This window comes from Pseudomonas sp. PAMC 26793 (assembly GCF_000313235.1).
In the GTDB taxonomy this organism is placed as follows: domain Bacteria; phylum Pseudomonadota; class Gammaproteobacteria; order Pseudomonadales; family Pseudomonadaceae; genus Aquipseudomonas; species Aquipseudomonas yamanorum.
In genome coordinates, this window is sequence record NZ_AMXG01000051.1 from 169,258 (window position 1) to 195,729 (window position 26,472).

Consider the following 26,472-nt stretch of genomic DNA (forward strand, 5'->3'; position numbering starts at 1 on the left):
GCAAGCCACACAGTTGACCGCGTTTATTCTGATGTTTCGGAGTGACTGAGATGAAACTATTTAAGTACTTACCCGCCCTGGCGTTCGCCGCCTTTGTCGGCCACAGCTCGGCGTTCTCTTTCGGCCCGTCCGACGACGCGGTGGTGATTGCGCCACCGGCCATGGATCTGCCCGCAGACTCCAACAACCTGCAAACCGCCGTGTTCGCTGGCGGCTGCTTCTGGGGCGTGCAGGGCGTGTTCCAGCATGTGCAAGGGGTGAAAAATGCGGTCTCCGGCTATGACGGCGGCGCGGCCAGCACCGCCCAATACGAAAGCGTCAGCGGCGGCGATACTGGCCACGCCGAATCCGTATCGGTGACCTACGACCCGAGCAAGGTCAGCTACGGCAAGCTGCTGCAGATCTACTTCTCGGTGGCCCACAACCCTACGGAACTCAACCGCCAGGGCCCGGACAGCGGCACGCAGTACCGCTCGGCGATCTTCGCCCAGAACGTCGAACAGCAAAAAGTCGCCCAGGCCTACATCGCCCAACTCGACGCCGCCAAGGCCTTCGACAAGCCGATCGTGACCACCATCGAAATGGGCAAGGCCTTCTACCCGGCGGAGTCCTACCATCAGGACTTCCTGACGGAAAACCCGTCGTACCCCTACATCGTGATCAACGACCTGCCCAAGGTGGCACAGTTGAAGAAACTGTTCCCTGAGCAGTACCGCGCAGAACCGGTGCTGGTGAAAAACCAGTAGGAGCGAGCTTGCTCGCGAAGGTCGTTAACGATAACGCTGGTTGTCTGGATGGGAGCGGCGCCTTCAGATTTTTCGCGAGCAAGCTCGCTCCTACACTTTTGCCAGGTAGGGCGCCAGGCGCCGGCCCATTTCCTCACCCAGGGCTTGCAGCCCGCTCAAGGGGCGGATCATCACTTCAAACTCGATGATCTGCCCTTGTTCGTTAAAGCGTATCAAGTCGATGCCCTTGAGCTGCTTGTCACCCACCCGCGCGCTGAACTCCAGCACCACGCTTTGACCATCGGCGGTGGCCAGCTCACGGTGGTAGGTGAAGTCTTCAAAGACGTTGAACACGGTGTTGAGGATCATCGACACCACGGGCGCGCCGGGGTAGGGCGTGTGGGCCATGGGCGAGCGGAAGACTGCGTCGGGGGCCAGCAATTCGGGCAGGGCCTTGAGGTCACCGGCAACGAGCATGGCGTGCCAGCGCTTGAGGCTGTGGGCGGCCTGGGGAGAGAGGTTCAGTTGTTCGGACATGTTGGGCACCTGTTCTTATGATGGGCGGGGCGTTGCACCCCACCAACATAAGAGCGGCACCAGGGCCGGATCAATGATCCGAAATGACAGTTACATGATTGAGCCGCACATCACAGCCGTCAGGATCGTTCCTGCGCTCTGCGTCCGCTTTTGAAGGCGTGACGCGGAGCGTCACCGGATTCAGTCCCACGCGGAGCGTGGGAACGATCACAGTCGCACTTCAGACCACTTCCAGGTAGGAGCTATGAATTGCCCGCGCCAACTCGCGCACGGTGTCGATAAATTCCGTCAGCCGGCTGTGGAGTCCGTCCTCAAGAATTTCATCAATCCCGGTATACCGCAGGCGCGCTTCAAACTCCGCCGCCAAACGCTGGGCCGTACGCCCATAACTCCCCGGCAGGTCCGCCAGGATATGGCTCAACTCCTCGATACACGCATGCAACGAGCGCGGTACATCGCTGCGCAACAGCAATAACTCCGACACCGACCGCGCATTCAACGCGTTCGGGTACAGCTCGGTGTACGCCTCAAACGAAGACAGCGCCCGTAGCAACGCACTCCACTGGTAATACCCGCGTGCCGAAAGGTCGCTGACTTCTTCGGACTCTTCGCCAAACATCTCGTACCGTGCATCCAGCAGGCGCAAGGTGTTATCCGCCCGCTCGACAAAGGTGCCAAGCCGGATAAACCGATAGGCGTCGTTGCGCATGATTGTCCCGGATGTCGCCCCACGGAACAGGTGCGAGCGCTGCTTCACCCAGTCACAAAAGTGGCTGATGCCATGGCGGGCCAGGCCGCCGGCCGCGATGCTGCGCATCTCCAGCCAGGTGGCATTGAGGTTTTCCCACATGTCGGCGGTGATCCGCCCACGTACCGCGTGGGCATTACCTCGCGCAGCCCGCAGGCAGTTGTAGATGCTCGCCGGGTTTTCCTCGTCGAGGGCGAAGAAATGCAACATGCGCTCGGCGTCCAGTTGCTGGTGGCGCTCCAGGTAGCTGTCCAGGGTGCCGCTGCTGAGCAGCGACATGGCCAGCTCGTCGAGCCCGTCACTGCGCCCGGCCTGGGGCATCAACGACAGCGAATAACTGACTTCGAGCATGCGGGCCAGGTTCTCGGCACGCTCCAGGTAACGGGACATCCAATACAGATCTGCGGCGGTTCTACTCAGCATATTCAGCCCTCCACCACCCAGGTGTCCTTGGTTCCGCCGCCTTGCGACGAGTTGACGATCAATGAGCCTTCGCGCAGTGCCACCCGGGTCAAGCCTCCGGGCACCAGGCGGGTTTCCTTGCCCGAGAGCACGAAGGGCCGCAGGTCGATATGCCGCGGCGCGATGCCGTTTTCGACAAAGGTCGGGCAGGTGGACAGGCTCAAGGTCGGTTGGGCGATGTAGGCGTGGGGGCGGGCCTTGATGCGTTGCCGGAAGTCCTCGATCTCGGCCGCAGTGGAAGCAGGGCCCACCAGCATGCCGTAGCCGCCGGAGCCCTGGGTTTCCTTCACCACCAGTTCCGGCAGGTGGGCGAGCACGTGGGACAGCTCATCGGGCTTGCGGCACTGGAAAGTCGGCACGTTTTGCAGGATCGGCTCTTCATCCAGGTAGAAGCGGATCATTTCCGGCACATAGGGGTAGATCGACTTGTCATCCGCCACGCCGGTGCCGATGGCATTCGCCAGTACTACGTTGCCGGCGCAGTAGGCGGCGACCAGGCCGGGCACGCCGAGCATCGAGTCGGGGTTGAAGGCTTGCGGGTCGAGGAAGGCGTCGTCGATACGGCGGTAGATCACATCAACGGCCTTCGGGCCATCGGTGGTACGCATGAACACCTTGAGGTCGTGCACGAACAGGTCGGCGCCTTCCACCAGTTCCACGCCCATTTCCCGGGCCAGGAACGCATGTTCAAAAAACGCGCTGTTAAAGCGGCCCGGCGTCAGCACCACCACGTTGGGGTTGTCCAGGCGGCTGGCGCTTTTCAGGGTCTTGAGCAGCAGGTTGGGGTAGTGGTCCACCGGGGCGATGCGTTGCTTGGCGAACACCTCCGGGAACAGGCGCATCATCATCTTGCGGTCTTCGAGCATGTAGCTCACGCCGCTGGGAGTGCGCAGGTTGTCTTCGAGCACGTAGTAGGTGCCGTCGCCATCGCGCACCAGGTCGACCCCGGAGATGTGCGAGTAGATATCGCGGTGCAGGTCCAGGCCAACCATGGCTTTCTGGTAACCCTCGTTACCGAGGACCTGCTCGGCGGGAATGATCCCGGCCTTGATGATGCGCTGGTCGTGGTAGATGTCGGCGAGGAACATGTTCAGCGCATTCACCCGCTGGATACAGCCGCGTTCGATGACGCTCCACTCACTGGCAGGGATGCTGCGGGGAATGATGTCGAAGGGGATCAGGCGCTCGGTGTCCTGCTCGTCGCCATACAGGGTGAAGGTGATCCCGGCGCGGTGAAACAGCAGGTCGGCTTCACGGCGGCGCTGGGCCAGCAGTTCTGGCGGCGTATTGGCCAGCCAGCGGGAGAATTCCTGATAGTGCGCACGGCAAACGCCTTGTGCGTCATTCATTTCATCAAAGAAAGATCGAGCCATTCCAATTACCTTGTCAGTGCCGGGACTAACTGCGCTTTGGCACTGCCGCTTTAGAAAACGCATTTTTTTATGAGCCCGTGGCTGATGGTGCCAGCAGGCCTGGTCCTTACTTTCTTTTTGGGTGGGCTCTGGGTCGGGGGGTAACGATTGCTCCTGTATCCGGGCAGATGAATGGATAAAGCAATGCCTGTGCCGAAATCCCTGTAGGAGCGAGCTTGCTCGCGAAAAACCTGAGAACACCACGTTCAGTCAGGATGCCAGCATTCTCGTTGACGCCCTTCGCGAGCAAGCCCGCTCCTACAGGGGGCGGGGCGCGCCCCAAATTGGCGCATGAACAAACTTGAACTTCGCGCCGGCCCGATTCTTCTAATGGGTCTCAGTCCAGCACGGAGCACGGATGTGCCCAGAATCATTTCACCCGACACGCCGGAATCGAGCCTGACCGACCACAGCGAACACAACGCGAAGATTTTCGGCTCGCCCAAGGACCGTCTCGATTTCTACCGGCGGGAGATCCAGTACGAGACCAGCATCCTGGCCAACCGTACCGACGCCTACCTCACGGCGCAGTCGTTCCTGGTGATCGCCTTCGTTTCCGGCATGGGCAACCTCAACCCGGAATGGGGCAAGCTGTTCACCCTGGTGGTGCCGGTATTCCTCGCGCTGCTGGGCATCCTCAGCTCCCTCAACGCCTGGCCGGGCATCCGGGCGGCCTACGACATCATTGATCACTGGCACTACAAACAGAGCGAACTGCTGCGCAGCGAGCCGGTGATGGGCCTGGCTTACGATGAATCGCCGCTGTTCAGTGAGATGGAGTCATCCCACAAGGGCTATCGCAAATCGCTGTTGTTCTCGATGCGCGCGCCGTGGCTGTTCATGGTGTTCTGGGTAATCCTGGGGGCCTATGCGTTCTATATCCAGGTGGACAATCCTGGCTCGTAAGCGATTGGAACTTCACCGACCCCCACAGGACCTTACCTTTACGCAGTCTGCGTTTTCCAAAAGAGGTGAGCCATGAGCACAGACAACGACCCGCAAACCAGCAACCGCAACGATCCCGCCATCGACCGCGGCGAACCGGCGCCAGGCACCGCGGCCGACGCACCGAAAGACCCGAAGCCTGCCAGTGACCCAAAGGCCAAGGAAAACGACTACAGTCCTGACTTCAAGCCCGAGCGCGAGCCCAAGCCTGAAACCGATGCCGATATCGATACCCAAGGCGGTTAGAGGAGACGGTCATGTCAGTTGAACTAGACGAAGACGATGAACTCAATGACCCGGGCAATGAAGACCCGGGCTCATTGATGGATGATGCCGAAGTACCCCTTAACGACCTGGATGATGCCGCCGACGTCGGCAACACCGAAAACCAGGAGTAGACGTCATTGTTGTGCCTGGGCACGTCGTTCATACCACACCAGCATCGGCTGCGTGCTGAGACCATGAACGACGATGCTCAGGGCAATGACTGACAGCGTCAGGTTCACCGCCACCGCGCTGTTGGTGCCCAGCAGCCCGTGGTTGATGGCATAGAACAGGTAGTAGATGCTGCCGATCCCGCGAATCCCGAACCAGCCCATCAACCCGCGCTGATTGCGATCCAACAAGCGGCCCCAGGGCATCGACAGCACGCTGAGGGGGCGGATCACGCAAAACAGCAAAGCGCCCACCGCCAGTGCCCGCCAGTCCCAATGGCTGACCAGTACCACCCCCAGCAGGGTCACCAGAAACACTTCCATGGAACGCTCCACCAGGCTGCCGAAGGCGAGCATGTCGCCCATCATCACCCCGGCGGCGATCTGCGTGTCCTGCAGTTGCCCGACGTCTCCATGCAACGCATGCTCCGGCTCCACTTCCATGTGGCCAACCACGGGCTGGGCGAGGTGCTCGGCGGGGGTTTGTGAGTTGCCGGTGGACTTGAACTCGGCCTGGCGCAGCCCGAGGCCGGCGGCGAATACTGATAGAAACCCATAGCCGCCGATGGCTTCGGCCACCACGTAGGCCAGAGCGATCAGGGCCAGCGTCAGGTAATCATTCGGTGACAGGGTGCTGTCGGCATTGGTGATCCGCATCTTCAGGGTGAGGCGACCGATGCCCCGGCCCATCCAATACCCAACCAGCAGCCCGGCAGGCACGGCCCAGAGCAGGTTTTTCAGGACCCAGCCGCCCAGCCAGTCACCGTCGAAGCCGCCGTGCTGCATGAAGACCAGTGCAAAGATCACAAAAGGGAAGGCCGTACCGTCGTTCAGTCCGGCCTCGCCTGAGAGGCCGAAGCGCAGCGAGTCATAGTCCTGAGCGCTATTGACCTGCACCAGGCCCGCCAGCACCGGGTCGGTGGGCGCCAGAATCGCTCCCACCAACAGCGACACCCCCCACGACAACCCCAGCAGCCAATGCAGCGCCAGGCACGTACCGAGGATGGTCAAGAGCATCACCGGTCCGGCCATGCCAAAGGCAATGCGCCAGGTTCGGTGCTTGAGGGGCAGGCGCAGTTTCAGCCCGCTGACAAACAGCGAAAACAGCACCGCGACTTCCGTCAGGTGTTCCATCCAGCGGGCAGAGCCCTTGATGTCCAGGTGCAGCAGGTCCATGCCCAACGGGCCAATGCAGATACCCAGCAGCAGGCAGACCGCCGAGGTGGTGACGGGCATCCAGCGCAGGTAGGAGGAGGTGAGGGCGAGGATGAGCAACACTGCGCCGAGTACGGCCATCCACAGAATAAAAGTCATCAAGCGTGCACCGGGCCGTGGTCTATCCCGGTTTGAGGAGCGCGGCCCGGTGCAGGTTCAATGTGATTCCATCCACGGCGAGCCGGTGGTTTTCAGGCGAATCATGTCGATCAGTTGCCGCAACCCCGGCTGCGACTGCCGGCGGCTCGGGTAGTACATGCACAACGGCGCGCCGATGCAGGTCCAGTCAGGCAGCACCTGCACCAGACGACCGTCGGCCAGCTCCGACAGCACGCGATTTTCCAGGCAATAGGCAATGCCCACGCCTTGCAGCGCCGCGTCGACGATGGTTTGTGTGTCCGCTGCACTGAAGTGGCCGGGCACGTCGAGGCGCTGCTGGCGGGCGCCGTTGCCCAGTTCCCATTTGTAGGTGGTCTTGTCCCCCAGGTACATGCGCACGCAAGAGTGCGCGAGCAAGTCCTTGGGTACCGAAGGCGTTCCGGCCTGCTTGAGATACGCGGGGGAAGCGACCATGATCCAGCGCAGCTCGCCGGTCAGCGGCACGGCCACCATGTCCTGGGGCACCGTAGCGCCATAGCGGATACCCGCGTCGTAGCCTTCGGCGACGATGTCGAGCATGCGGTCATCAATCATCACGTCCAGGCGCAATTGCGGGTAAGCGCGGGTGAACTCACCCAGGATGGGCGAGACAAGCAACACCGCCGCATCCCGTGGCACATTCAGGCGTAGCCGGCCAATCGGTGCCTCGCGGTAAAGTCCAAGGGTATCGAGGCCGTCCTGAATCGTCGCAAAACCGGCACTGAGTTTTTCCGCCAGCACCATCCCGGCATCGGTGGGCTCCACGGCGCGGCTGGTGCGGTAGAGCAACTTGACCCCCAGGCGGGTTTCCAGGTTGCGCATGGTGTGGCTCAGGGCCGAAGTGGTGACGCCCAGCTCATGGGCGGCATGCCGGAAACTGCGGCGACGGATGATCGCCATGAACACATTCAGGTCGGCCAACTCGGAGCGGTTGAACGCAGCCATATCAAGCACCTTTTGTGGGGTTTGGGTTGCACGCGCCGTTGAGCCCGATTCAACCACGGATGATCTAGAGTAATCGTTTTTTTACTGATTGTTTCTGGCGGAGGCTTTTTCATGAGTATCGAAACCATCAAGATCCCGGGCATCGACAAGGCCGTCTCGCGGATTGCCCTGGGTACCTGGTCCATGGGCGGTTCGATGTGGGGCGGCGCCGACAATGAAGTGTCGAACAAGACCATTCGCCATGCCCTGGACAGCGGCATCAACTTTATCGACAGCGCGCCGGTCTACGGCCTCGGGCTGTCTGAAGAACTGATCGGCCGCGCGCTGCACGGTGTGCGCCATAACGCCGTGATCGCCACCAAGGCCGGGCTGCAATGGGACGACGGCACCGTGCGCCGCAACGCCACGGCCCAGCGCATCCGCAAGGAAATTGAAGACTCACTGGTGCGCCTGGAAACCGACTACATCGACCTCTGCCAGATTCACTGGCCCGACCCGCTGGTGACCCAGGAGGAGACCGCCTGTGAGCTGGAAAAGCTGCGCCGCGAAGGCAAGATCCTCGCCGTGGGCGTGAGCAATTATTCGCCCGCGCAAATGGACGACTTCCGTCAGTACACCCACCTGGACACGGTGCAGCCACCCTACAACCTGTTCGAACGGGCGATCGACAGCGATATCCTGCCTTATGCCAAGCAAAACGCCCTGGTGGTATTGGCCTACGGCTCCCTGTGCCGGGGCCTGTTGACCGGCAGCATGCACGCCGCCACGCGCTTTAACGGGGATGATGTGCGCAAGCTCGACCCGAAATTCAAGGCGCCACGGTTTGAGCAATACCTGGCGGCGGTGGCGGCATTGGACGTGTATGCCCGCGAATGCCACGGCAAGTCAGTGCTGGCCCTGGCATTACGCTGGGTGCTGGACCAAGGGCCGACGATTGCGCTGTGGGGCGCCCGCCGTCCGGACCAACTGAAAGGCATCGAGGATGCATTCGGCTGGCAACTGAGCGCCGATGACCTGCAACATATCGACCGTATCCTCGCCAGCACGATAAAAGATCCGGTAGGGCCTGAATTCATGGCCCCTGCCCAGCGTTAACCTTTGCGACAGGGATGTCTGCGGCTGCAAAACAACAAAAGGCATCCCTTTGGCGTTGAGGTTTTTGGCATGAAGCGCAGTACCGTATTCAAGATCGTCGGTGGTTTGCTGTGTGCAGTGGCGTTGGTGGGCGCCTGGAAATGGCGGGGCAATCCTGATGTGTTGTGGCAGATCGTCAGCCGCCAATGCGTGCCTGATCAGAACCAGCACCACAACCCCAGTCCGTGCCTCAAGGTCGACCCGGACAAGGGCTACGCGTTGCTCAAGGACCTCAACGGCCCGTATCAGGACTTGCTGATCCCCACCGATAAAATCACCGGCATCGAAGACATCGCGCTGACCCGTGACCTGTTGCCCCATTACTTCGCCCAGGCCTGGAAACACCACGACGTGCTCTCCGCCGGCCTGCAAACGCCGATTGCCGACCGTTATGTGTCCCTGGCGATCAACTCGCGGTATGGCCGCACGCAAAACCAGCTGCACATTCATATCGCCTGCCTGCGCCCCGACATTTTCAACACCCTCAACGAACGCGCCGCAACCCTCGACGAACACTGGCAAACCCTTCCGGTAAAACTGCTGGGGCACACCTACAGTGCCCGCACTTTGTCAGCGGCGGACTTCGACCGGCGTGACCCGTTGGCCATCCTGAACGACTACGTGCAGGCCCAGGGCGATGCCATGGCCAGCTACAGCTTGCTGGTGACACCGGGTGCGAACGGCAACTTCGTGCTGCTGACCACGCGGTTGACGCTCAAGGAGTGGAACCTGGCGTCTGCCGAAGAACTGCAAGACCATCAGTGCAACCTGATGGGCAAACCACCACAACGACCTGTTTTAGCTGTTAACGACATCCGGTGAAATTTGCCGTTGAACGAGTGTTCAGTTTCAATTATGTTGGCTGCACCCCCTGCCTGGTAACAGGCGGGCTTGCGCTTTTTCTGATTGAACGAGAGGCACTGGCATGCGGTTTTCACCCTTTGTTGAGCGAATTGCAGGGCAGGGCGTAGCCGCCTGGGACATTCACCACGCCGCCTTCCAGGCCAGCAGCAAAGGCGAAGACATCATTATCCTGAGTGTCGGCGACCCGGATTTCGCCACGCCCTCGTTCATCACCGACGCCGCCGTCGAGGCCCTGCGCCAGGGCGACACCCACTACACCGAAATCCCCGGCCGCCCGGCACTGCGCGACGCCATCGCCGCCCGCTATAGCCTGTCTCTGGCGCGCCCGCTGAACGCCGAAAACGTCATCACTGTGGCCGGCGCGCAGAACGCCTTATTCGTCACTTCACTGTGTCTGTTACAGGCCAGTGATGAAGTGCTTGTCCTCGACCCGATGTACGTCACCTACGAAGCCACGCTCAAGGCCAGCGGCGCGACGCTGGTGCGAGTGCCGTGTTCGGCCGATTCGGGTTTTCGCCTCGACCCGGCACTGCTGGCCGCTGCCATCACGCCGCGTACTCGGGCGATCTTCTTCTCCAACCCCAACAACCCCACCGGCGTTGTGCTCAATCCCCAGGAGCTGCAAGCGATTGCCGACCTGGCGATCGAGCATGAACTGTGGGTGGTGGTGGACGAGGTCTACGAAAGCCTGGTGTTCGATGGTGAGTACCACAGCCTGGCGGCGCTGCCGGGCATGGCCGAACGGTGCATCGTGATTGGCAGCCTGTCCAAATCCCACGCCATGACCGGCTGGCGCATCGGCTGGATCATGGCTGAACCTGCCATGGTGGCCCATGCGGAAACGCTGGTGTTGAGCATGCTGTACGGCTTGCCAGGGTTTGTGATGGAAGCCGCGACCACCGCCGTGCTGGCCCACGATGAAGTCACCCAGGGCATGCGTGAAACCTACCGTCGCCGCCGCGACCTGGTGGTGGCAGGCCTCAGCGGTTGCCCGGGCATCCACGTACGCGCTCCGCAGGCCGGCATGTTTGTGCTGGTGGATGTGCGGGACACCGGTCTCAGCTCCCTGGATTTCGCCTGGCGCCTGTTTCGCGAAGCGGGGGTTTCCGTATTGGATGCCGCTGCCTTCGGCGAACCGGCTCAGGGCTTTGTGCGGCTGTCGTTCACCTTGGGTGAAGCGCGGCTGGCTGAAGCCTGTGAGCGTATCAGCCGCTTCGTCGCTAAGCTGTCCCGTGAACCACGTATAGCGCCTGCGGCGAAAATCATCAGCGTGCAGCCGGTCGCGGCGAAGAAGATGATCGAGGTGCTCGACCTGCACAAACGCTTCGGCAATATCGAAGTGCTCAAGGGCATCTCCCTGACCGCCCACGAAGGCGAAGTGATCTCGCTGATCGGCGCCAGCGGCTCGGGCAAAAGCACCTTGCTGCGCTGCATCAACATGCTCGAGGTGCCGGACCAGGGCAGCATTCATGTCGATGGCGAAAGCATCAAACTCAACTATGGCCGGCCCGGCGCACCACTGGTGGCCGACGCGAAACAGCTGGTGCGGATTCGCTCGACACTCGGCATGGTGTTCCAGAATTTCAACCTGTGGCCCCACCGCACAGTCCTGGAAAACCTTATCGAAGCACCGATCCAGGTGCTGCGGGAAAGCCGGGCCGAAGCCATCGAACGCGCCGAAGCCTTGCTCGACCGGGTTGGCCTGGCCGCCAAGCGCAACGAATACCCGGCGTTCCTTTCCGGCGGCCAGCAACAGCGGGTGGCTATCGCCCGCGCGCTGGCCATGCGCCCCAAAGTCATGCTGTTCGACGAACCCACTTCGGCCCTCGACCCGGAACTGGTGGGCGAAGTGTTGCGGGTGATTCGCTCCCTGGCGGAAGAGGGCCGCACCATGATCCTGGTGACCCATGAAATGGCATTCGCCCGGGACGTGTCATCCAAAGTCGCGTTTTTGCACCAAGGCCTGATCGAGGAAACCGGCTCGCCGGACTCAGTGTTTATCGACCCACGCAGTGAACGTTGCCGGCAGTTCGTCAACGCGCATCAAACTCGCTAACTCCAAAAAAAGACGGGGCAAGATCATGAAATCCAAACGATTGGCACAGTGGTTGAGCAGTGCAGTGTTGATGCTGGCGGCAGGTACGGCGTTGGCGGCGGAGAAACCCATTGTGTTCGCCGTAGCGGCGGAACCCTACCCGCCGTTCACGGTGAAGGGCGGCAACGGTGAATGGTCCGGCTTTGAGGTGGACCTGATCCACAAGCTCTGCGGCCTGATGAAGGCAGAGTGTCAGATCAAGGAAGTGGCGTGGGACGGGATTATTCCGTCGTTGCTGGCGAAGAAAATCGACGTGATTTTCTCCTCGATGTCGGTCACCGAGGAGCGCGAAAAACAGATCGCTTTCAGCCGCGCCTACTACGACTCGCTGCTGGGCATTGCCGGCCCCAAGGGCACCACCGTCGAGGTCACGCCGGCGGGGTTGAAGGGCAAGATCATCGGCGTGCAGATCTCCACCGTCAGCGCCAACTACCTGAAGAAGTACTACGAGAACATTGCTGACCTGAAGTACTACGACACCCAGGAATCGGCCAACGCCGACCTGATCGCCGGGCGCACCGACCTGATGATGGCCGACGGTGTCGCCATCGCCATGATGGTCAAGACCCCCGAAGCCCAGGGCCTGGCGGAAATCGCCGAAGTGCCTTACGACCCGATCATCGGCCGCGGCGTGGGGGCCGGCCTGCGCAAGGAAGACACCGAACTCAAGGCCCGCCTGGACAAGGCCATCGGTGAGTTGCTGGTGAGCAAGGACTACGCCGACCTGTCCCAGAGCGTGTTTGGGGTGTCGGTCAGCCCGTGCAAAAGGGCCGACACGCCTGCCTATGTGAGCAAAGTCTGCGACAGCCCCTACACAAACTAACCCGGTAGAAAGGGAGTGCTTGTGGCGAGGGAGCTTGCTCCCGCTGGGGTGCGAAGCGCCCCCAAAAAATTGGCCTGCTGCGCAGTCCAGCGGGAGCAAGCTCCCTCGCCACAGCAAGCTCCCTTGCCACAGCAAGCGCCCTCGCCACAGGGTCACTGCGTGTCATCGAAATAGGGAGCAGCGATGTTCGATCTACTCAACTTCAGCGAGCAAGGCTGGGGCAATGCATTGCTCAAAGGGTTATGGATGACCCTGCAGATCTCCGCCGGCTCGTTTGCGGTGGGGCTGCTGATCGGCCTGGTGGTGGCCTGCGCCAAGCTCAGTGCACCGCGCCCGATAGCGATGCTGATGCGCGGCTACACCACAGTCTTTCGCGCAGTGCCTGAGTTGCTGCTGATCCTGCTGCTGTATTACGCAGGTTCCATGGGCCTCAACGCGCTGATGCTGTGGCTGGGGTTTGCGCAGTTCAACATCAGCGGCCCGCTGGTAGCCGTCCTGGTACTGGGGCTGGTGCAAGGCGCGTACGCCTCGGAGATTTTCCGCGCGGCGATCCTCGCGATCCCCCACGGCCAGATCGAAGCGGCGCGGGCCTTTGGCTTGAGCGGCGTTGGCCTGTTCCGTCGGGTAACCCTGCCGATCATGGCGCCGTACGCCCTGGCTGGCATGTCCAACCTGTGGATCAACCTGATCAAGGACAGCGCGCTGATCAGCGTGGTGGGCACCAACGAACTGCTGTACACCGCCAAACAAGCGGCGGGCTCGACCCGGCATTACCTGTTGTTCTACCTCACGGCCGCCGCCTTGTATTACCTGGTGACATTGGCCTCCAACTACCTGTCCGGGCGCCTGGAACGACGTATTCGTCGCTGGATGCCGGTTGTCGAGTGAGCCGCACATGCCTGAGTGGATAAGTTATTACGCAGGACTGATCGCCAAAGGTTTGCAGACGACCCTGTCGTTGCTGGTGATTTCGGCAGTGCTCGGCTTCGCGTTGGCGGTGCTGGTAGCCTTGGCGCGGCTGTCTCGGCGCAAGTGGCTGGCCCGCTGTGCGCTGGCGTACACCAGCGTGCTGCGGGGCACGCCGTTGCTGATCCAGATCTACATTTTCTACTACGGCCTGGGCAGCCTGTTTGCCCAGTTCCCGATGATTCGCGGGAGTTTCCTCTGGCCGTTCCTGCGGGACGGCTACTGGTACATCGTGTTTGCCCTGGTGTTGTCGGTGGGCGCGTACGTCGGCGAAGTGATTCGCGGCGGCCTGCTGGCGGTGCCCAAGGGTGAAATGGAAGCCGCCTCGGCGTTTGGCATGACGCCGCGCCAGGCCCTGTTGCGGGTGCGCCTGCCACGGGCCATGCGCCTGCTGCTGCCGACCCTGGCGGGGGAGACGGTGATGTTGCTCAAGTCCACCGCACTGGCTTCAACCATCGCCGTGGTCGACCTGCTCGGCGCCGCCAACGTGGTGCGCGCCCAGACTTTGCAGATCTACCAGCCGCTGCTGTTGGTGGCCGGGGTCTACCTGTGCCTGACCTTTTTGATTGAAGCCCTGTATGCCGTTGCCGAGCGGCGCGGTACACCGTTGCGCAGGTCTGCCGGATGAAAGCCGATCGCTCGTTGCAAGGGATTGCCCTGTGTTCGCTGGCCTATGCGTTCCTGGCGTTTCAGGACGCGGGGATCAAATGGCTGGTGGCCGACTATTCAGTGTTCACCATCCTGTTCTGGCGCAGCCTGGTGGTGGTCGCTGCGTGCGTGATTGCCGGCCGCCTGGGTTTGCTCAAGCGTGCCTGGAACTCAGTCAGCCGCAAGTTGCTGATCATCCGCGGCCTGCTGTCGCTGCTGGCCTGGCTGCTGTACTACACCGCCGCCAAGGACCTGACCCTGGCGGAAATGACCACCCTGTATTTTTCTGCGCCGATCATGGTCACATTGCTGGCGGCGCTGATCCTCAAGGAGCGCGCCAGTCGCGGCCAATGGGTTTCGCTGATCATCGGCTTTGTCGGCTTGGTGATTGCCTGTCGGCCCAGCAGCATGGTCGACCCGCTGCCAATCGCCCTGACATTGGCCGCCGCGCTGTGCTGGGCATTTACCTATATCCAGTTGCGGCAGGTGGACGACAACACCTCGGTGCTGGAACAGATGCTGCTCACCAATGTGGTGTTTGTGATTTGCATGGCGGTGACGCTGCCCTGGACCCACACACCGTCGCCGACCCCGGCGTGGCTGGGCATGCTCGGTGCCGGTCTGGTGGGCGGCATTGGCCAGTTCCTGTTATTTGCGAGCTTCCGCCGGGCCACGGCGACGCTGTTGGCACCGTTTGAGTACACCGGCTTGATCTGGGCCTTCTTGCTGTCGAGCCTGGTGTGGGGCACGGTGATGGACGTGTCGCTGATCTTCGGCGCCGCGCTGATCGCCGTCAGCGGCACCCTGGCCATGCTCAGCGCCCGGCATCACGTGTCACAAGACGTGGTCGGCGCCGAATGCTCCGTGACGCAGCCCTTGTACCCAGCAGCGGCAGATGTGCAGCCCGTTGCCGGGGCTGAAGGTGCCGGGGTTGAGGCACCACTCAAGCCAAAGTCCGTCGAGCATCGCCGATAAACCGATGGCGGCCAGGCGCGTGTCGTGGATCACGAAGCCTTCGCTCTCGGCCAAGTCGTCGAGCAGTTGGCGGATCAGCTCCAGGTAGGCGCGGTAGCTTTTCTCATGGGAGTCATTCACGTGTTCCGAGTGGCGGATCAAGCTCCAGAACACCACCCAGACGCCCAACAGTTTCGGGTCCATCACCCGCGAGGAAAACGAGCCGGCGAGGAATGCATCCAGCCGCGCCGCAGGGCCCACGGCCTGGTCGACTTCCTGCCAGAGGGCGGTGGTCAGTTCGCTGGCGAGTTTGTGGTAGGTCTCGGCGATCAGTGCGTCGATGCTGCCGAAATGGTGATTGAGCAATCCCACCGAAACCCCGGCTTCAGCGGCGATGCGCCGCACGGAAATACCGGCATGCCCGTCCCGGGCGAGGCTGGTAAGGGTGGCGGCAATCAGCAGGTCACGACGGTCTTCGGTCACAGGCACATCCCAGATGGTTGAACGTGTGTTCAATATATACCTGCAGAACCAACAAGAGGAGGGCAACGGCATGGCAAAAGACCTTTCGTGGCAAGTTCCCGGCGATTCCGGGAACACCCTGCACATCGGCGCCTGGCGCTTCGAGGGTGACGGCAACGGGCCTCGGGTGCACCTGCAAGCCGGGGTGCATGCCGATGAAATCGCCGGGATGCTGGTGTTGCATCAACTGCTGCCGCGTTTGCAGGCGTGTCAGGACCGGGGGCGGCTCAAGGGCTCGGTGACGGTGGTGCCTCAGGCTAATCCGTTTGGCATTGGGCAGTTTCGCCAGGGGCGGTTGTTGGGGCGGTTTCATGAGGCCACCGGGCAGAATTTTAACCGGGCGTTTGATCATTCGTTGGCGATGGAGCGGCCGGCGAGCAACCTGGCGCAATGGCAGAAAAGTCTGGTGCAACTGGCGGCTGATGCGGAGTTGGTGCTGGACCTGCACACGGATGATGAGGCGCTGCCGTATCTGTATATCCATCGCAGCTTTTGGCCAGAGGGCCAGGTACTGGCGGCGGCGTTGCAGATGGATGTGGTGATTGTCTGGGACGAGGGCGGTGACGGGTCGTTTGAGGAAACCATCATTGATCATGGGAAGCCGCGGTTGGCGGCGACGATTGAATTGCGTGGGCAGGCGGATGTGAGTGATGCCCTGGCCGGGCGGGATGGCGATGGGATCTGGGCTTGGCTCTGCGCCAGCGGGGTGATCGATGAGGCGCCGGTGATTGCGCAATGGCACGGGCAGGTGGCGGACATGGGCTGTATGGAGACCATTCTGGCGCCGTGTGCCGGGGTGTTGGTGTTTGAAAAAGGTTTGGGCGAACAGGTGGAAGAGGGTGAGCGGTTTGCACGGATTATCCGGCGGCCTGGGGATCCGGATTCTGAAGTGGTGCTGCATGCGGCGCAAACCGGGCGGATGGTGACGAGGCATCGGGAGCGGTTGGTGTCACAGGGTTCGGTGGTGGCCAAGTTTACCGGGACGCGGTTGTCTGAGGGTTACAGCGGGGGGGTGTTGGATCCTTAGGCGGGAGTACATATCCGTTATTTGGGTAACCTAAGATCAAAAGCCAGATCAAGAGCACAGCGGCCTACCGGCCGGCTGAGTGTTGAAGAGCAAGATCAAAACCTAAAGCGGGCACGGTCCAAATGTGGGAGCGGGCTTGCTCGCGAAGGTCGTTAACGATGACGCTGGCATTCTGGATGAACGCGGCGCTCTCAGGTTTTTCGCGAGCAAGCCCGCTCCCACAGAAAAGCAGAGCCAACAAGTTGCAGAAGCGGGTGGGGCTGTTCGAAGTCAGTGGGGCTGCGGCCTGACCAGGCCGCGTTTTTCCAGCAACAGACGCTCCAATTCTTTCATCGGCAATGGCCGGCTGAACAGGTACCCCTGGATCTGATCGCAGCCGGCTTCCCGCAGAAACTCCAGCTGTCCCTGGGTTTCCACACCTTCGGCCACCACTCGCAGCTTGAGGCTGTGGGCCAGTTCGATGATGGTGCGGGTGATGGCCGCGTCCTGAGGGTTGCTGGTGACTTCGCGGATAAACGCGATGTCGATTTTAAGCGTATCAATCGGGAACCGCCGCAGGTAAGCCAGGCTGGAATAGCCGGTGCCGAAGTCGTCGATGGAGATCTTCACCCCCATGGCCCGCAGGCGTTGCAAGCTGGCGATGGTGTGTTGGGTGTTTTCCATCAGCGAGCCTTCGGTCAACTCAACCTCCAGCCAATGCGGCTCCACCCCAGCCCTGGTGAGGGAATGGGAGATATCGGCAATCAAGTCACCCTCGATCAATTGGTGACCCGACACATTGACCGACACTTCGACGGCGCCCACCGCAGTGGATTGCCAGGTGGCCATCTGGCTGCACACGTTATCGATCACCCAACGACCGAGTGTCACGATCAACCCCAGGCTCTCGAGGATCGGGATAAACACCGCCGGAGACACCGCACCGTACTCGGGCCGGTCCCAACGCAACAAGGCTTCAAGCCCGCATACCTGACCGCTGTCCAGTTCGACCTTGGGTTGGTAATGCAGCACGAACTCTTCGCGTTCGACGGCCAGGTGCAAGGCTTTTTCCAGCTCCTGGCGCGCCAGGTCATGCACATTCAACCGGGCAGTTGCATGCTGGTGATGCTGCAGTTGCTGCTCCAACAACAGGCTATGGTTTTTCAACTGATCGCCGTGGGCCTTGAGCCGCAGCAGGTTGCGTACCCGCAGCCACAACTCGACCCGCTCCACCGGCTTGCTGATGAATTCTTCAGCACCGGTTTCCAGGCCACTGAGTCGCGCGCTGGACTCGCTCAGGGCCGAGAGCATGATGATCGGAATGTTCGCCGTGGCCTGGTTGCCCTTGAGCTGGTTGGCCACTTCGTAACCGTCCATGCCCGGCATCATGATGTCCAGCAGGATCAAGTCCGGCGGCCTTTGCGCCACCAACTGCAAGGCTTCTTCACCACTGGCGGCACTCATGGTCTGGTAACCCTCGTGGCGCAGCAGGGTTTCCAGCAGCTTGCGCACCTGGATTTCATCATCGACGATCAAGAGCGTTGCGGGTTGGCTGGCCATGGAGAGGACTCAAGTTGGAGGTGTAATGTTCTTTTGCAGCAGCGTATCGATTACCTGGTACAGCTCTTTGTAGCGCAGGGGCTTGATGATGTAGGCATCGCAGCCGGCCCGCAGGGTTTTGTCGCGGTCTTCCTTCATGGCCATGGCGGTCAGGGCGATCACCGGGATGTGGGCGGTGTGAGGGTCCTGCTTGAGCAGTGACGTGGCCGCCAGGCCGTCCATGCCGGGCAACTGGATATCCATCAGGATCAGCGCCGGTTGTTTTTCCCGGGCCAGGGTCAACCCGGTCTCGGCGTCGGCCGCCCACAACACGCTGTGGCCGGCGTTCACCAGCAGCAAGCGGGCGAGGCGCATGTTGGCCTCGTTGTCTTCGACGATCAGGATTTCGGCCATGGGGCCTCCGCCTCCGCGGCGCGGTGCAGCGGCAGCCACACCACAAATCGCGCGCCGGCACCTTCGCGGCTGGCCACGGCGACACTGCCGCCGTGCAGGTCGGTGAGTTGCTTGACCATCGCCAGGCCCAGGCCCGTGCCTTCGAATTTGCGCGCCAGGCTGCTGTCGATCTGGCTGAAAGCCTTGAACAGCTTGCTCATGTCGTGCCGGGCGATACCGATGCCGGTGTCGCTGACGCTGAACTCCAGGAACTGTTGCTGCTCGCTGGGCTGCAGGGCAAAACCGTAGGTGGGCCAGTCGCCGGGAACCTGCCCGACTTGTGCACGACTCACCTCGCGCACCGACAGGGTCACGGAGCCGCCGTGCTCGCTGAACTTCACCGCATTGGCCAGCAGGTTGTAGATGATCTGCTTGGTCTTGCGCAGGTCGAGTTCCAGGGTGCCGAAGTCGTCCTGGCATTCAAGTTTCAATTGGATGCGTTGCAGCGCCGCCTTTTCCCGCACGATCAGCAGGCTGTTGGCCAACAACCCCGTCAGCTCCACGGCTTCCAGTTCCAGGTCCATCATCCCGGCCTCGACCTTGGACAGGTCGAGGATGTCGTTGATCAGCGACAGCAAGTGCTGGCCGCTGGTGAAGATGTCGCCGATGTATTCGCGCTGGATATCGCTCATGTCGCCCACCAGGCCATCCTTGAGGGCTTCGGAAAAACCGATCACCGCATTCAGCGGCGTGCGCAGCTCGTGGGACATGGTGGCGAGGAATTCGGACTTCATGTGGCTGGCGTGTTCCAGTTCCAGGTTCTTCTCTTCGAGGGCACGCTCAAAGCCTTTGCGTTGTGCCTCTTCCTGCTTGCGTGCGGTGTTGTCGGTGCCGATCAGCAGATAGCCGATGATCGCGTCGTTGCGGTTGCGCAGGGCGGTGACCGAGACCATCGCTGACAGGCGACTGTTGTCCTTGCGGATATAGGTCAGCTCGTAGATGTCCTCGATACCCCGGGAGGCCTTGAACACCAGGGCTTCGAAGCCGGGCGTGATCGGTGTGTCCAGTTCCAGGCTGAGGGCAGCGGCGCGGGTGATCAGCTCGGCGGGGTCGGAAATGTCGGCCGGTGTCACGCGGTTCAGCACATCGGCGGCGGCATAGCCGAGCATGCGTTCAGCGCCGACGTTGAAGATCTGGATCACGCCTTTTTCGTCGGTGGCGATGCTGGAGAAGTAAGCGCTGTTGAAGATCGCGTCTTGCAGCGCGCCGGTCTTGAGCAGGGCTTTCTGGCGTTTGAATTCGACGATTTTCTCGGCCCGGGATTGCGGCTCGATGGGGCTGTCGGCTGAAGAGTTGTCCATCGTGAAGTGTTCCGTGAACTTGAGGCCAGACGCTGCGCAAACGCAGCGCCGCAGAGCATGCTCACAGAAGATCGCGCAGGCGCGATGAGGAGGAGATGATGTCTTTGGACGATAGCAGATTAGCAACGGTTTACACCGCTATAACAAGGTGCAAAAGCATGCACTCTCAACAAAAAATCACTCAAATGGAGTGATTTTTCTCAAAGGCAGGTTTGCGATCTTCAATTAATCCGGGTCGCGGCGGATTTCCAGGGTGGCCCTGAGCCCGCCCGTGGCGCGATTTTCCAGGTGAACCTGGCCGCCCAGGCGCTGGGCGATGGTTTGCACGATCGTCAGCCCCAGGCCAGCGCCATGGGCGTTGCCTCGGCTGTAAAACCGCTCGAACAGCCGCTCATGCTCGGCTTCGTCAATACCGGGCCCCTCATCCTCCACCGTCAGTTGGAAATAGCCGGGCGTTTTGTTCAGGCCCACGGTGATCACCCCATGTTCCGGGGAAAAGTTGGCCGCGTTGGTCACCAGATTGTTCAAGGCAATGTGGATGGATGCCGCATCAACGTTGGCGCGGCAGTCGTCATCGTCGATCTCGAAGGCCAGCTCAAGGCCTTTGCTGAGCAGCCAGGGGGTCAGTTGAATCAGGCCGTCACGCACGGTTGTCGCCAGGTCCACCGGCTGAACCGGTGGCCATGCAGAGGTTGGCTCCAGCCGAGCCATGGTCAGCAGTTGGTTGACCAGCCGGCTGGCGCGGTCCACGCCCTCGATCAAGAACGTGAGGGACTCGCGGCGCTCATGCTCTGTGCCGGCTTCCAGCAGGTTTTGTGCATGCACCCGCAGCACCGCCAGCGGTGTACGCAGTTCATGGGCGGCGTCGGCAATAAAACGTCGCTCACGCCCCAGGACTTCCTGGATCTGCGCCAGCATGCGATTGAGTGCGGCCTGCATTGGCTCCAGTTCCATGGGCAGGGGACTCAGTTGCATCGGTTCCAATGACCCGGAGTGCCGGGCGCGCAAGGTAGCGGCCATGTTGACCAGCGGTTTGAGCCCCCAGCCGATGGCCAGCCAGACCATGCCGGCCAGGATCAGGCTGCCCAGGATATTGGGCCACAGTGTATGGCGCACAATGCGGTCGACCAGGTCGGAGCGCACGTCGTCCCGCTCGCCGACCCAGATCCGCAGGCCATTGTCCTTGTCTTTCAGCACGAAGCCGCGCCAATCACGTCCGGCCAAGTCGGTGACATTGCCGAAACCCGGTTGCGCAGGCGGCTTGGCGAAGGCGGGCGCACTGCTGGTGAACACCAGAAGCTCGCCTTGAGGGCTCCAGACCTGAAAGGCAATCTTGCTTTCATACGGGTGGCCATTGACCTTGGGCACCGCTTCTCCCAAAGCCTTATTGAAGGCGCGATACAGGTCTGCCTGGTCGCTGCTGGCCAGCGGCATGCTCATGACACCCTGCAGCAACCGCGCATTCTGGGCCAGCTGGGCATCATAAACCTCAGCGATTTCGTGATTGCTGTCGTGCAGGTTGAAAATGCTGATCACCAACAATCCAGCGAGCAGCAGGCCAATGATCAGTGTCAGGGTGCGCCGCCGGATTGAGGTCATCGCCGTTCCTCGACCAGGTAGCCTATCCCGCGAATGGTCCGGATCAAGTCGCTGGAAAACTTCTTGCGCAGGTGATGAATGTGCACTTCCAGGGTGTTGCTCTCGGCTTCTTCGTTCCAGCCATAAAGCAGTTGCATCAGTTGGTCACGGGTCATGACCCGCCCCGGTGGGGAGAGCAGTTCGTGCAGTAACTGATACTCCTTGGGCGTCAGCAGTACCGGTGCGCCGTTGTAGCTGACTTGTTGGGTGCCCGGGTCAAGGGCGATGCCCGCGTGCTCGATCAGCGCCCGCGCCCGCCCGGCACTGCGGCGCAGCAATGCGCGCAGACGGGCCTTGAGCTCGGCCAGGTCAAAGGGCTTGATCAGGTAATCGTCGGCACCGGCATCCAGCCCGGCGATACGGTCTTCGGTGGCATCTCGGGCCGTGAGAATCAGCACAGGCACCTGGGAGCCGCTGTCGCGCAAGCGGCGCAACACCTCCAACCCGTCCATGCGCGGCAGGCCCAGGTCGAGCACCACGACATCAAAGGTTTCGCTGAGCAACGCATGCAAGGCGCTGCTGCCGTCCTGCAACCAGTCAACGGTGTACCCCTCGCGCGCCAGGGCCTGGTGGATACCTTCGCCCAGGGCCACGTCATCTTCGATCAGTAATAAGCGCACAGAGACTCCTGTCAGGTCAGTTTTTTGTTGACGTCCACCAACAAGCTTTCGATTTCCTGGCGGCGCCCGGCATCGGCGGTTTCGCGGCCAGGGCGGGGGGCGGCCTGCAAGGCTTGCTGCAAGGCGACCTTGGCGTCGGCATAGCGTTTTTGCCGGTACAGATGGTCGCCCCAGAAATACAGACTATCAATGCCGGTCGGGTTCAGTTGCAAGGCCTGCTTGAGCAGTTTCTCGGCTTTCTCGGCATCACCAAAGCCGATGGGCCAGCCGGGGACGCGATCATACAACGCAGCCAGGCTCGTATAGGCCGAACCTTGCAAGGCGCCAGGGTCCAGCGCCAATGCCTTTTCGAAGTCGGCTTTCGCCTCCTTGACTTTGCTCAACGCGCCCAGCCCGCCCTGGGCACCGGCCCAACTGCTGGTCACGATGCCGGACCAGATCCAGGCCTCGGCGACCTGAGGCCGCGCCTGGGTAAAGCCCGTGGCCTGGGCGGCCAGCTCTTCAAAGGCATGGGTGCGTTGTTCGCCGGGCAGGTTGTATTGAATGTGCGCCCAGCGCAGTTGGATGTCGCTCAGGCGTTGCTGGTCGGCATTGTCCAGGGCCCAGGAACCCTGGCTCAGGCCCATCAGCAGCAAGACCGCGAAGATTTTTTTCATGGCGTAAGGTCCTTGTGGTCAGGCTTGTGGCTCAAGCGGCGTATCAGTGGCAAATGCTTGCGCAGCCCTCGGTCTACCAAGTGCGGCAGCAGGCCGTTGAGGCGTACGAAGAAGCGCTCTGGCCAACCCAGGTAAAGGTCGCGCCGATCGGTGGCGATGGCCTGGATCACCGCCGATGCGACGGTTTGCGGGTCGTCGACATTGGCCTTGAGCGCGTCGTTCAAAGCCTGCGCCGCCGGGCTGTTCATGCGGGTGCTGGTGGCCCGGGGAGCTACGTACAAGACACTCACCCGGGTGTCGGCCAGCTCCCGGCGCAAGGCTTCGGAAAATCCCCGCAGGGCAAACTTGCTGGCGCAATAGCTGGCATACCCTGGATAACCGATGGAGCCGTAGGTGGAACCCACATTCACCACCATGGCGCTCTCGGCTTGCTTGAGCACCGGCAGCAGGATTTTCGTCAGGCTGATGGGCGCACCAATGTTCAGTGCCAGCATGGCGCTGATTTCACTGTCGTCCAGTTGTTCGAGCATCGCGAAGTGATTGATACCGGCCGCATTGATCAGCAGGTTGATGCCGCCGATGGCTTCGGCCGCCGCCAGGACTTTGCGCCGGTCGCTGACGAAGGTCAGGTCGGCGCCTACCCAGCACAGGTGTTGCGGGTAGCGCTCGATCAACGCGTCCAGCGGCTCGCGGTGCCGGGCCACGGCCAGCACTCTGGCGCCGGCGGCACACAGCGCGGTGGCAATCGCCAGGCCAATGCCGCCGCTGGCACCCGTCAACACCACCCGCGCGTCAGACAGGCGCATGGGTATTCTCCGCACTGCGTGGCAAACCCCGGAACATCGCGGTGTACAGGGTGTACACCACTTTTGAGGCGTGAATCACGGCCGCTTGGTCATCAGCATCCTCAAGGCTATTCATCAACCGGCGGTAGGTCTCCATATGGCCGATGTCCAGTGAACCATGGGAACTGAGGTAGCTGAACGCCGTTTCGGGCAGCCCCAGGCGCTCACGGATATTGCCGGCGGCATGGGTGGCCAGTGCGATGCTGGTGCCTTCCAGCACATTGACCATGCCAAACAGGCCCACCGGATTGCCCCGGGCAATCAGGTCATAGAGAAAACCCACCATGAGCTCGATGGGCAACGAAGGCTGTCCATCGCGTACGGCGTCTTTGTCGCCGCCGCAGGCAGCAATGTCGTTGAGCACCCACTGCTCATGGCCGTATTCGTCCTCGATGTATTCGCACACGGCCTTGCGCAGCCATTCCAGGCGCGAAGGCAGGCGTGCGCCACATGCCATCATCAAGGGCACTGTGTGGCGAACGTGGTAATAGGCCTGTGCCAGGAACGCGCGGTAACTGTCCAGGCTGACAGTGCCTTCCAGCGCGTCTCGAATGATCGGCAGGCTGAACAGTTCCTGGCGTTCCTTCTGGGTGGCTTCTTGCAGGGTGTCGAAGAAATTCATGACGGTGTTTCCTCAGGGAACAGGGTTTCCAGGCGGGATTGATAATGCGCGACGATGGCGTCACGGCGTGGCCTGCCATTGGCGGTCAGCAATCCGTTGGCGGCTGTAAAGGGTTGAGGCAGGCGCGTCCAGTAATGCACCTGGGCGTAATCGGGCAGGGCAGCGTTGGCCTGGGCCACGGCGGTCGCCAGTTGTTGGTCGGTGCAGTCCGGGCGACGGGGCCACAGCAGCGCATGGTTATGCGGCAGTGCCTCGCCATAGACAAAGGCCTGGGCGATTTCACCGCCCTGGGTCATCTCCGCCTCGACCCATTCCGGGTTGACGTTGCGGCCAAAGCTGGTGACGAATTGGTGTTTCTTGCGGCCCTTGAGGAACAGAAACCCGTCAGCATCGAAGACCCCAAGGTCGCCGCTGGGCCACCACGCATCCAGCGCCTCGTCATGGCCCAGATAACCGAGCAAGGTGGAGCCCTTGATCAGTACCTCGCCGTCATCGTCCAGGCGAATCTCCACATGGGGCAATGGCCGGCCAACACTGCCGGGGCGATGGGCCCCGGGCCGGTTGAGGCAAACCACCGAGGCACATTCCGACAGTCCATACCCCTCATAGACCGGCATCCCGACCTGCTGCGCACGCGCCAGCAATGCTTCGGATACCCGGGCACCGCCCACTGCCGCAAAGCGCAGGAGCCGAGGGTTGAACACGTGTTGCTCGGCGGCACTGACCAACACCTGCAACAACTGCGGCACCAGGATCAGGCTGTGTGGCGCACGCGCCGCCAGGCTGTCCAACAGTTGCGGCGCATTTACGCCACTGGCGCCCTGCATACCGAGGCTGCCCTGACTCGGCAGGCTCAAGGTTGCTCCTGCGTACAGCGCGGCGTAGCAGCCCAGGTTTTCCAACAGAATCGCCAGCGGCAACAGCGCCATATGATGGCGAGGGGCTGCCGGTTGGCTGGCGTGCTCCAGCTCCCGCGCCACCCGCAGCAGGCTATCGGCGCTCAGGCATACGCCCTTGGGCGTTCCGGTGGTGCCCGAGGTGAAGGTGAGCTTGGCGGTACCTTCTGGCATTGAGTTCGCACCATTGAAGGCGCGATGCCAGAACTCGCCGTTGTTCCGATAGCCAAGGGCGTGCAGTTCAGGCGCCAGGTGCGGTTCGCAGATCACCCGTTCGGTCTGGCTTTGCTCCAGGCAATGAGCGCGCTGGGCCGGGCTGAAAAACGGCGGCAGGGTGACACAGGTCAACCCCTCGAACAGCACCGCCAAGTCCCAGAGCATCGCGTCTACCCCGTTGTCCAGCGCCATGGCGACTACCTTGGCGCCCTCATCACGCAGGCGTTGTTGTCGATACGCCACCTCGGCACACAGGGTGGGGTAATCCAGTTTCAGGTGATCGCCCCACAGGGCGATACTGCCGTCGTGGCGCTCGGCATGGCTGCGCAGGGCTTCCTGGAAACGCCGGGTTTCAGGCGACATGGCTGGCTTCCTCGATAGACGTTGGCAACCCCAGGCGCGTGAACAGGCCCATGTTGCGTAAATGAATGAACCCGGCGCGGATATTCCCGACATGCACCCAAGGCTGGCTTTCGTAATAACTGCCCCAGTGATGCTGGTCGTCGCCAAGGCGCTGCGGGTCGGCCGCACACAGGGTGACGGGCTTCAATCCCAGGCGGTGAAAGCTGTTGACCAGTCCGGTATTGCCGGTAAATGCCACCCACTCCAGGCCACCCATGGCCAGTAAGTAGGTAATAGCGATGATGCTCAGCCGCGCACTGCCGGTGTCGCTGGCAGCCAGGTTGCCGACTTCAGCGATGGCTCCACGGTCCACCGTTTGCTCGGCGGCAGCGCTGATCAGCGGGTCTATCGGGTGATCCAGGTAGCGCTCCAGAAACAGCGCCTCGGCGCCGGCCAACCGCACGCCGGCCACCGCGCACAGCTCGCCGCCAGCCTTGCTGACGCCAAACAGTTGCGGCATGAAATGCCGGATATCAGCGCCATGGGCAATTCGAAAACGCTGCTGGATGAAGGCTTCGAAAGAAGGGCGTTGCGCGTCGTGCACCAAGGCACGATCCAGTGACATGTGTGGGGTGTCGGCTTGGCCGAACCTCAGTGGCAAGGGAATGTTCCAGTCGATATCGGGCATTGGCAATTCGCCTCCCTCGTTGAGTTGGGAGGAGTATCCGAGGCGATTCTTAACGAAGTCTGAAGGTGCTGAAAATGATCGAT

General features: G+C 61.7%; 27 protein-coding genes and 1 pseudogene. 12 read left to right on the plus strand and 16 right to left on the minus strand.

Annotated features, from left to right (window positions below):
- Positions 1 to 50 precede the first annotated feature (50 nt).
- A complete protein-coding gene (gene msrA / locus D109_RS0127545; RefSeq protein ID WP_017479739.1) occupies positions 51 to 746 on the plus strand; it encodes a peptide-methionine (S)-S-oxide reductase MsrA in 696 nt (231 codons plus the stop codon).
- Positions 747 to 836: 90 nt separating this feature from the next.
- Here msrA and D109_RS0127550 read toward each other — a convergent pair whose 3' ends face one another.
- From D109_RS0127550 to D109_RS0127560, 3 genes are all read right to left on the minus strand, one after another.
- Positions 837 to 1,262: a nuclear transport factor 2 family protein gene (locus D109_RS0127550; RefSeq protein WP_017479740.1), complete on the minus strand. Its 426-nt coding sequence runs from the start codon at positions 1,260 to 1,262 to the stop codon at positions 837 to 839.
- Between the two features lie 220 nt (positions 1,263 to 1,482).
- On the minus strand, positions 1,483 to 2,433 hold the full coding sequence (locus D109_RS0127555; RefSeq protein WP_010169366.1) for an alpha-E domain-containing protein: 951 nt from the start codon (positions 2,431 to 2,433) through the stop codon (positions 1,483 to 1,485).
- 2 nt (positions 2,434 to 2,435) lie between these two features.
- Positions 2,436 to 3,845, minus strand: a complete 1,410-nt coding sequence (locus tag D109_RS0127560; protein WP_026078259.1) for a circularly permuted type 2 ATP-grasp protein — start codon at positions 3,843 to 3,845, stop codon at positions 2,436 to 2,438.
- A 399-nt stretch (positions 3,846 to 4,244) separates the two neighbouring features.
- Here D109_RS0127560 and D109_RS0127565 point away from each other — a divergent pair, with 399 nt between their 5' ends.
- From D109_RS0127565 to D109_RS1000000134690, 3 genes are all read left to right on the plus strand, one after another.
- Positions 4,245 to 4,790, plus strand: a complete 546-nt coding sequence (locus D109_RS0127565; RefSeq protein ID WP_017479742.1) for a hypothetical protein — start codon at positions 4,245 to 4,247, stop codon at positions 4,788 to 4,790.
- Positions 4,791 to 4,862: 72 nt separating this feature from the next.
- Positions 4,863 to 5,075, plus strand: coding sequence for a hypothetical protein (locus D109_RS0127570; RefSeq protein WP_003217072.1), 213 nt, complete (start codon positions 4,863 to 4,865; stop codon positions 5,073 to 5,075).
- An 11-nt stretch (positions 5,076 to 5,086) separates the two neighbouring features.
- Positions 5,087 to 5,227, plus strand: coding sequence for a hypothetical protein (locus D109_RS1000000134690; RefSeq protein WP_017479743.1), 141 nt, complete (start codon positions 5,087 to 5,089; stop codon positions 5,225 to 5,227).
- A gap of 3 nt (positions 5,228 to 5,230) precedes the next feature.
- Here D109_RS1000000134690 and D109_RS0127580 read toward each other — a convergent pair whose 3' ends face one another.
- Positions 5,231 to 6,577, minus strand: coding sequence for a sodium:proton antiporter (locus tag D109_RS0127580; RefSeq protein WP_026078260.1), 1,347 nt, complete (start codon positions 6,575 to 6,577; stop codon positions 5,231 to 5,233).
- A 57-nt stretch (positions 6,578 to 6,634) separates the two neighbouring features.
- Positions 6,635 to 7,561: a LysR family transcriptional regulator gene (locus D109_RS0127585; protein ID WP_017479745.1), complete on the minus strand. Its 927-nt coding sequence runs from the start codon at positions 7,559 to 7,561 to the stop codon at positions 6,635 to 6,637.
- A 111-nt stretch (positions 7,562 to 7,672) separates the two neighbouring features.
- On the opposite strand from D109_RS0127585, the gene D109_RS0127590 reads away from it, so the two are divergent.
- From D109_RS0127590 to D109_RS0127620, 7 genes are all read left to right on the plus strand, one after another.
- Positions 7,673 to 8,656 carry an aldo/keto reductase gene (locus D109_RS0127590; protein WP_017479746.1) on the plus strand — a complete coding sequence of 328 codons (984 nt, stop codon included), beginning with the start codon at positions 7,673 to 7,675 and terminating at the stop codon, positions 8,654 to 8,656.
- A 69-nt stretch (positions 8,657 to 8,725) separates the two neighbouring features.
- A complete protein-coding gene (locus tag D109_RS0127595) occupies positions 8,726 to 9,517 on the plus strand; it encodes a CDP-diacylglycerol diphosphatase (RefSeq protein ID WP_017479747.1) in 792 nt (263 codons plus the stop codon).
- Between the two features lie 103 nt (positions 9,518 to 9,620).
- Positions 9,621 to 11,615, plus strand: a complete 1,995-nt coding sequence (locus D109_RS1000000135140) for an aminotransferase class I/II-fold pyridoxal phosphate-dependent enzyme (protein WP_017479748.1) — start codon at positions 9,621 to 9,623, stop codon at positions 11,613 to 11,615.
- Positions 11,616 to 11,640: 25 nt separating this feature from the next.
- On the plus strand, positions 11,641 to 12,477 hold the full coding sequence (locus D109_RS0127605; RefSeq protein WP_026078261.1) for a transporter substrate-binding domain-containing protein: 837 nt from the start codon (positions 11,641 to 11,643) through the stop codon (positions 12,475 to 12,477).
- A gap of 183 nt (positions 12,478 to 12,660) precedes the next feature.
- A complete protein-coding gene (locus tag D109_RS0127610; protein ID WP_017479750.1) occupies positions 12,661 to 13,365 on the plus strand; it encodes an ABC transporter permease in 705 nt (234 codons plus the stop codon).
- Positions 13,366 to 13,372: 7 nt separating this feature from the next.
- Complete coding sequence (locus D109_RS0127615; protein ID WP_017479751.1) at positions 13,373 to 14,071, plus strand: ABC transporter permease; 699 nt, start codon at positions 13,373 to 13,375, stop codon at positions 14,069 to 14,071.
- Positions 14,068 to 15,066: a DMT family transporter gene (locus D109_RS0127620; protein ID WP_017479752.1), complete on the plus strand. Its 999-nt coding sequence runs from the start codon at positions 14,068 to 14,070 to the stop codon at positions 15,064 to 15,066. The genes D109_RS0127615 and D109_RS0127620 overlap by 4 nt, the downstream gene beginning before the upstream one ends.
- Here D109_RS0127620 and D109_RS1000000135075 read toward each other — a convergent pair.
- Positions 15,022 to 15,654: pseudogene (locus D109_RS1000000135075) on the minus strand (TetR/AcrR family transcriptional regulator); the annotation flags it as partial. The gene D109_RS0127620 and the pseudogene D109_RS1000000135075 sit on opposite strands and share 45 nt — an antisense overlap.
- Here D109_RS1000000135075 and D109_RS0127630 point away from each other — a divergent pair.
- Positions 15,599 to 16,594 (plus strand): succinylglutamate desuccinylase/aspartoacylase family protein, encoded by a 996-nt coding sequence (locus tag D109_RS0127630; protein WP_026078262.1) that lies wholly within the window; start codon positions 15,599 to 15,601, stop codon positions 16,592 to 16,594. The pseudogene D109_RS1000000135075 and the gene D109_RS0127630 overlap by 56 nt on opposite strands.
- A 270-nt stretch (positions 16,595 to 16,864) precedes the next feature.
- On the opposite strand, the gene D109_RS0127635 is transcribed toward D109_RS0127630, so the two are convergent.
- From D109_RS0127635 to D109_RS0127680, 10 genes are all read right to left on the minus strand, one after another.
- Entirely contained in the window at positions 16,865 to 18,133 is a 1,269-nt protein-coding gene (locus D109_RS0127635) for an EAL domain-containing response regulator (protein WP_017479755.1), read from the minus strand.
- 9 nt (positions 18,134 to 18,142) lie between these two features.
- Positions 18,143 to 18,526, minus strand: a complete 384-nt coding sequence (locus D109_RS0127640) for a response regulator (RefSeq protein ID WP_003209702.1) — start codon at positions 18,524 to 18,526, stop codon at positions 18,143 to 18,145.
- Positions 18,511 to 19,866, minus strand: a complete 1,356-nt coding sequence (locus tag D109_RS0127645) for a HAMP domain-containing sensor histidine kinase (protein WP_017479756.1) — start codon at positions 19,864 to 19,866, stop codon at positions 18,511 to 18,513. Before D109_RS0127645 ends, D109_RS0127640 begins: the two co-directional genes overlap by 16 nt.
- 225 nt (positions 19,867 to 20,091) lie before the next feature.
- Positions 20,092 to 21,465, minus strand: a complete 1,374-nt coding sequence (locus D109_RS0127650) for an ATP-binding protein (RefSeq protein ID WP_017479757.1) — start codon at positions 21,463 to 21,465, stop codon at positions 20,092 to 20,094.
- Positions 21,462 to 22,124, minus strand: coding sequence for a response regulator (locus tag D109_RS0127655; protein WP_017479758.1), 663 nt, complete (start codon positions 22,122 to 22,124; stop codon positions 21,462 to 21,464). The genes D109_RS0127650 and D109_RS0127655 overlap by 4 nt, the downstream gene beginning before the upstream one ends.
- 11 nt (positions 22,125 to 22,135) lie before the next feature.
- A complete protein-coding gene (locus tag D109_RS0127660) occupies positions 22,136 to 22,780 on the minus strand; it encodes a tetratricopeptide repeat protein (protein ID WP_017479759.1) in 645 nt (214 codons plus the stop codon).
- Positions 22,777 to 23,586 carry an SDR family oxidoreductase gene (locus D109_RS0127665; RefSeq protein WP_017479760.1) on the minus strand — a complete coding sequence of 270 codons (810 nt, stop codon included), beginning with the start codon at positions 23,584 to 23,586 and terminating at the stop codon, positions 22,777 to 22,779. Before D109_RS0127665 ends, D109_RS0127660 begins: the two co-directional genes overlap by 4 nt.
- Positions 23,573 to 24,247: a TenA family transcriptional regulator gene (locus D109_RS0127670; RefSeq protein ID WP_017479761.1), complete on the minus strand. Its 675-nt coding sequence runs from the start codon at positions 24,245 to 24,247 to the stop codon at positions 23,573 to 23,575. The genes D109_RS0127665 and D109_RS0127670 overlap by 14 nt, the downstream gene beginning before the upstream one ends.
- Positions 24,244 to 25,722 carry an AMP-binding protein gene (locus tag D109_RS0127675; protein WP_017479762.1) on the minus strand — a complete coding sequence of 493 codons (1,479 nt, stop codon included), beginning with the start codon at positions 25,720 to 25,722 and terminating at the stop codon, positions 24,244 to 24,246. The genes D109_RS0127670 and D109_RS0127675 overlap by 4 nt, the downstream gene beginning before the upstream one ends.
- Positions 25,712 to 26,389 carry a thermostable hemolysin gene (locus D109_RS0127680; protein ID WP_017479763.1) on the minus strand — a complete coding sequence of 226 codons (678 nt, stop codon included), beginning with the start codon at positions 26,387 to 26,389 and terminating at the stop codon, positions 25,712 to 25,714. Before D109_RS0127680 ends, D109_RS0127675 begins: the two co-directional genes overlap by 11 nt.
- Positions 26,390 to 26,472 lie beyond the last annotated feature (83 nt).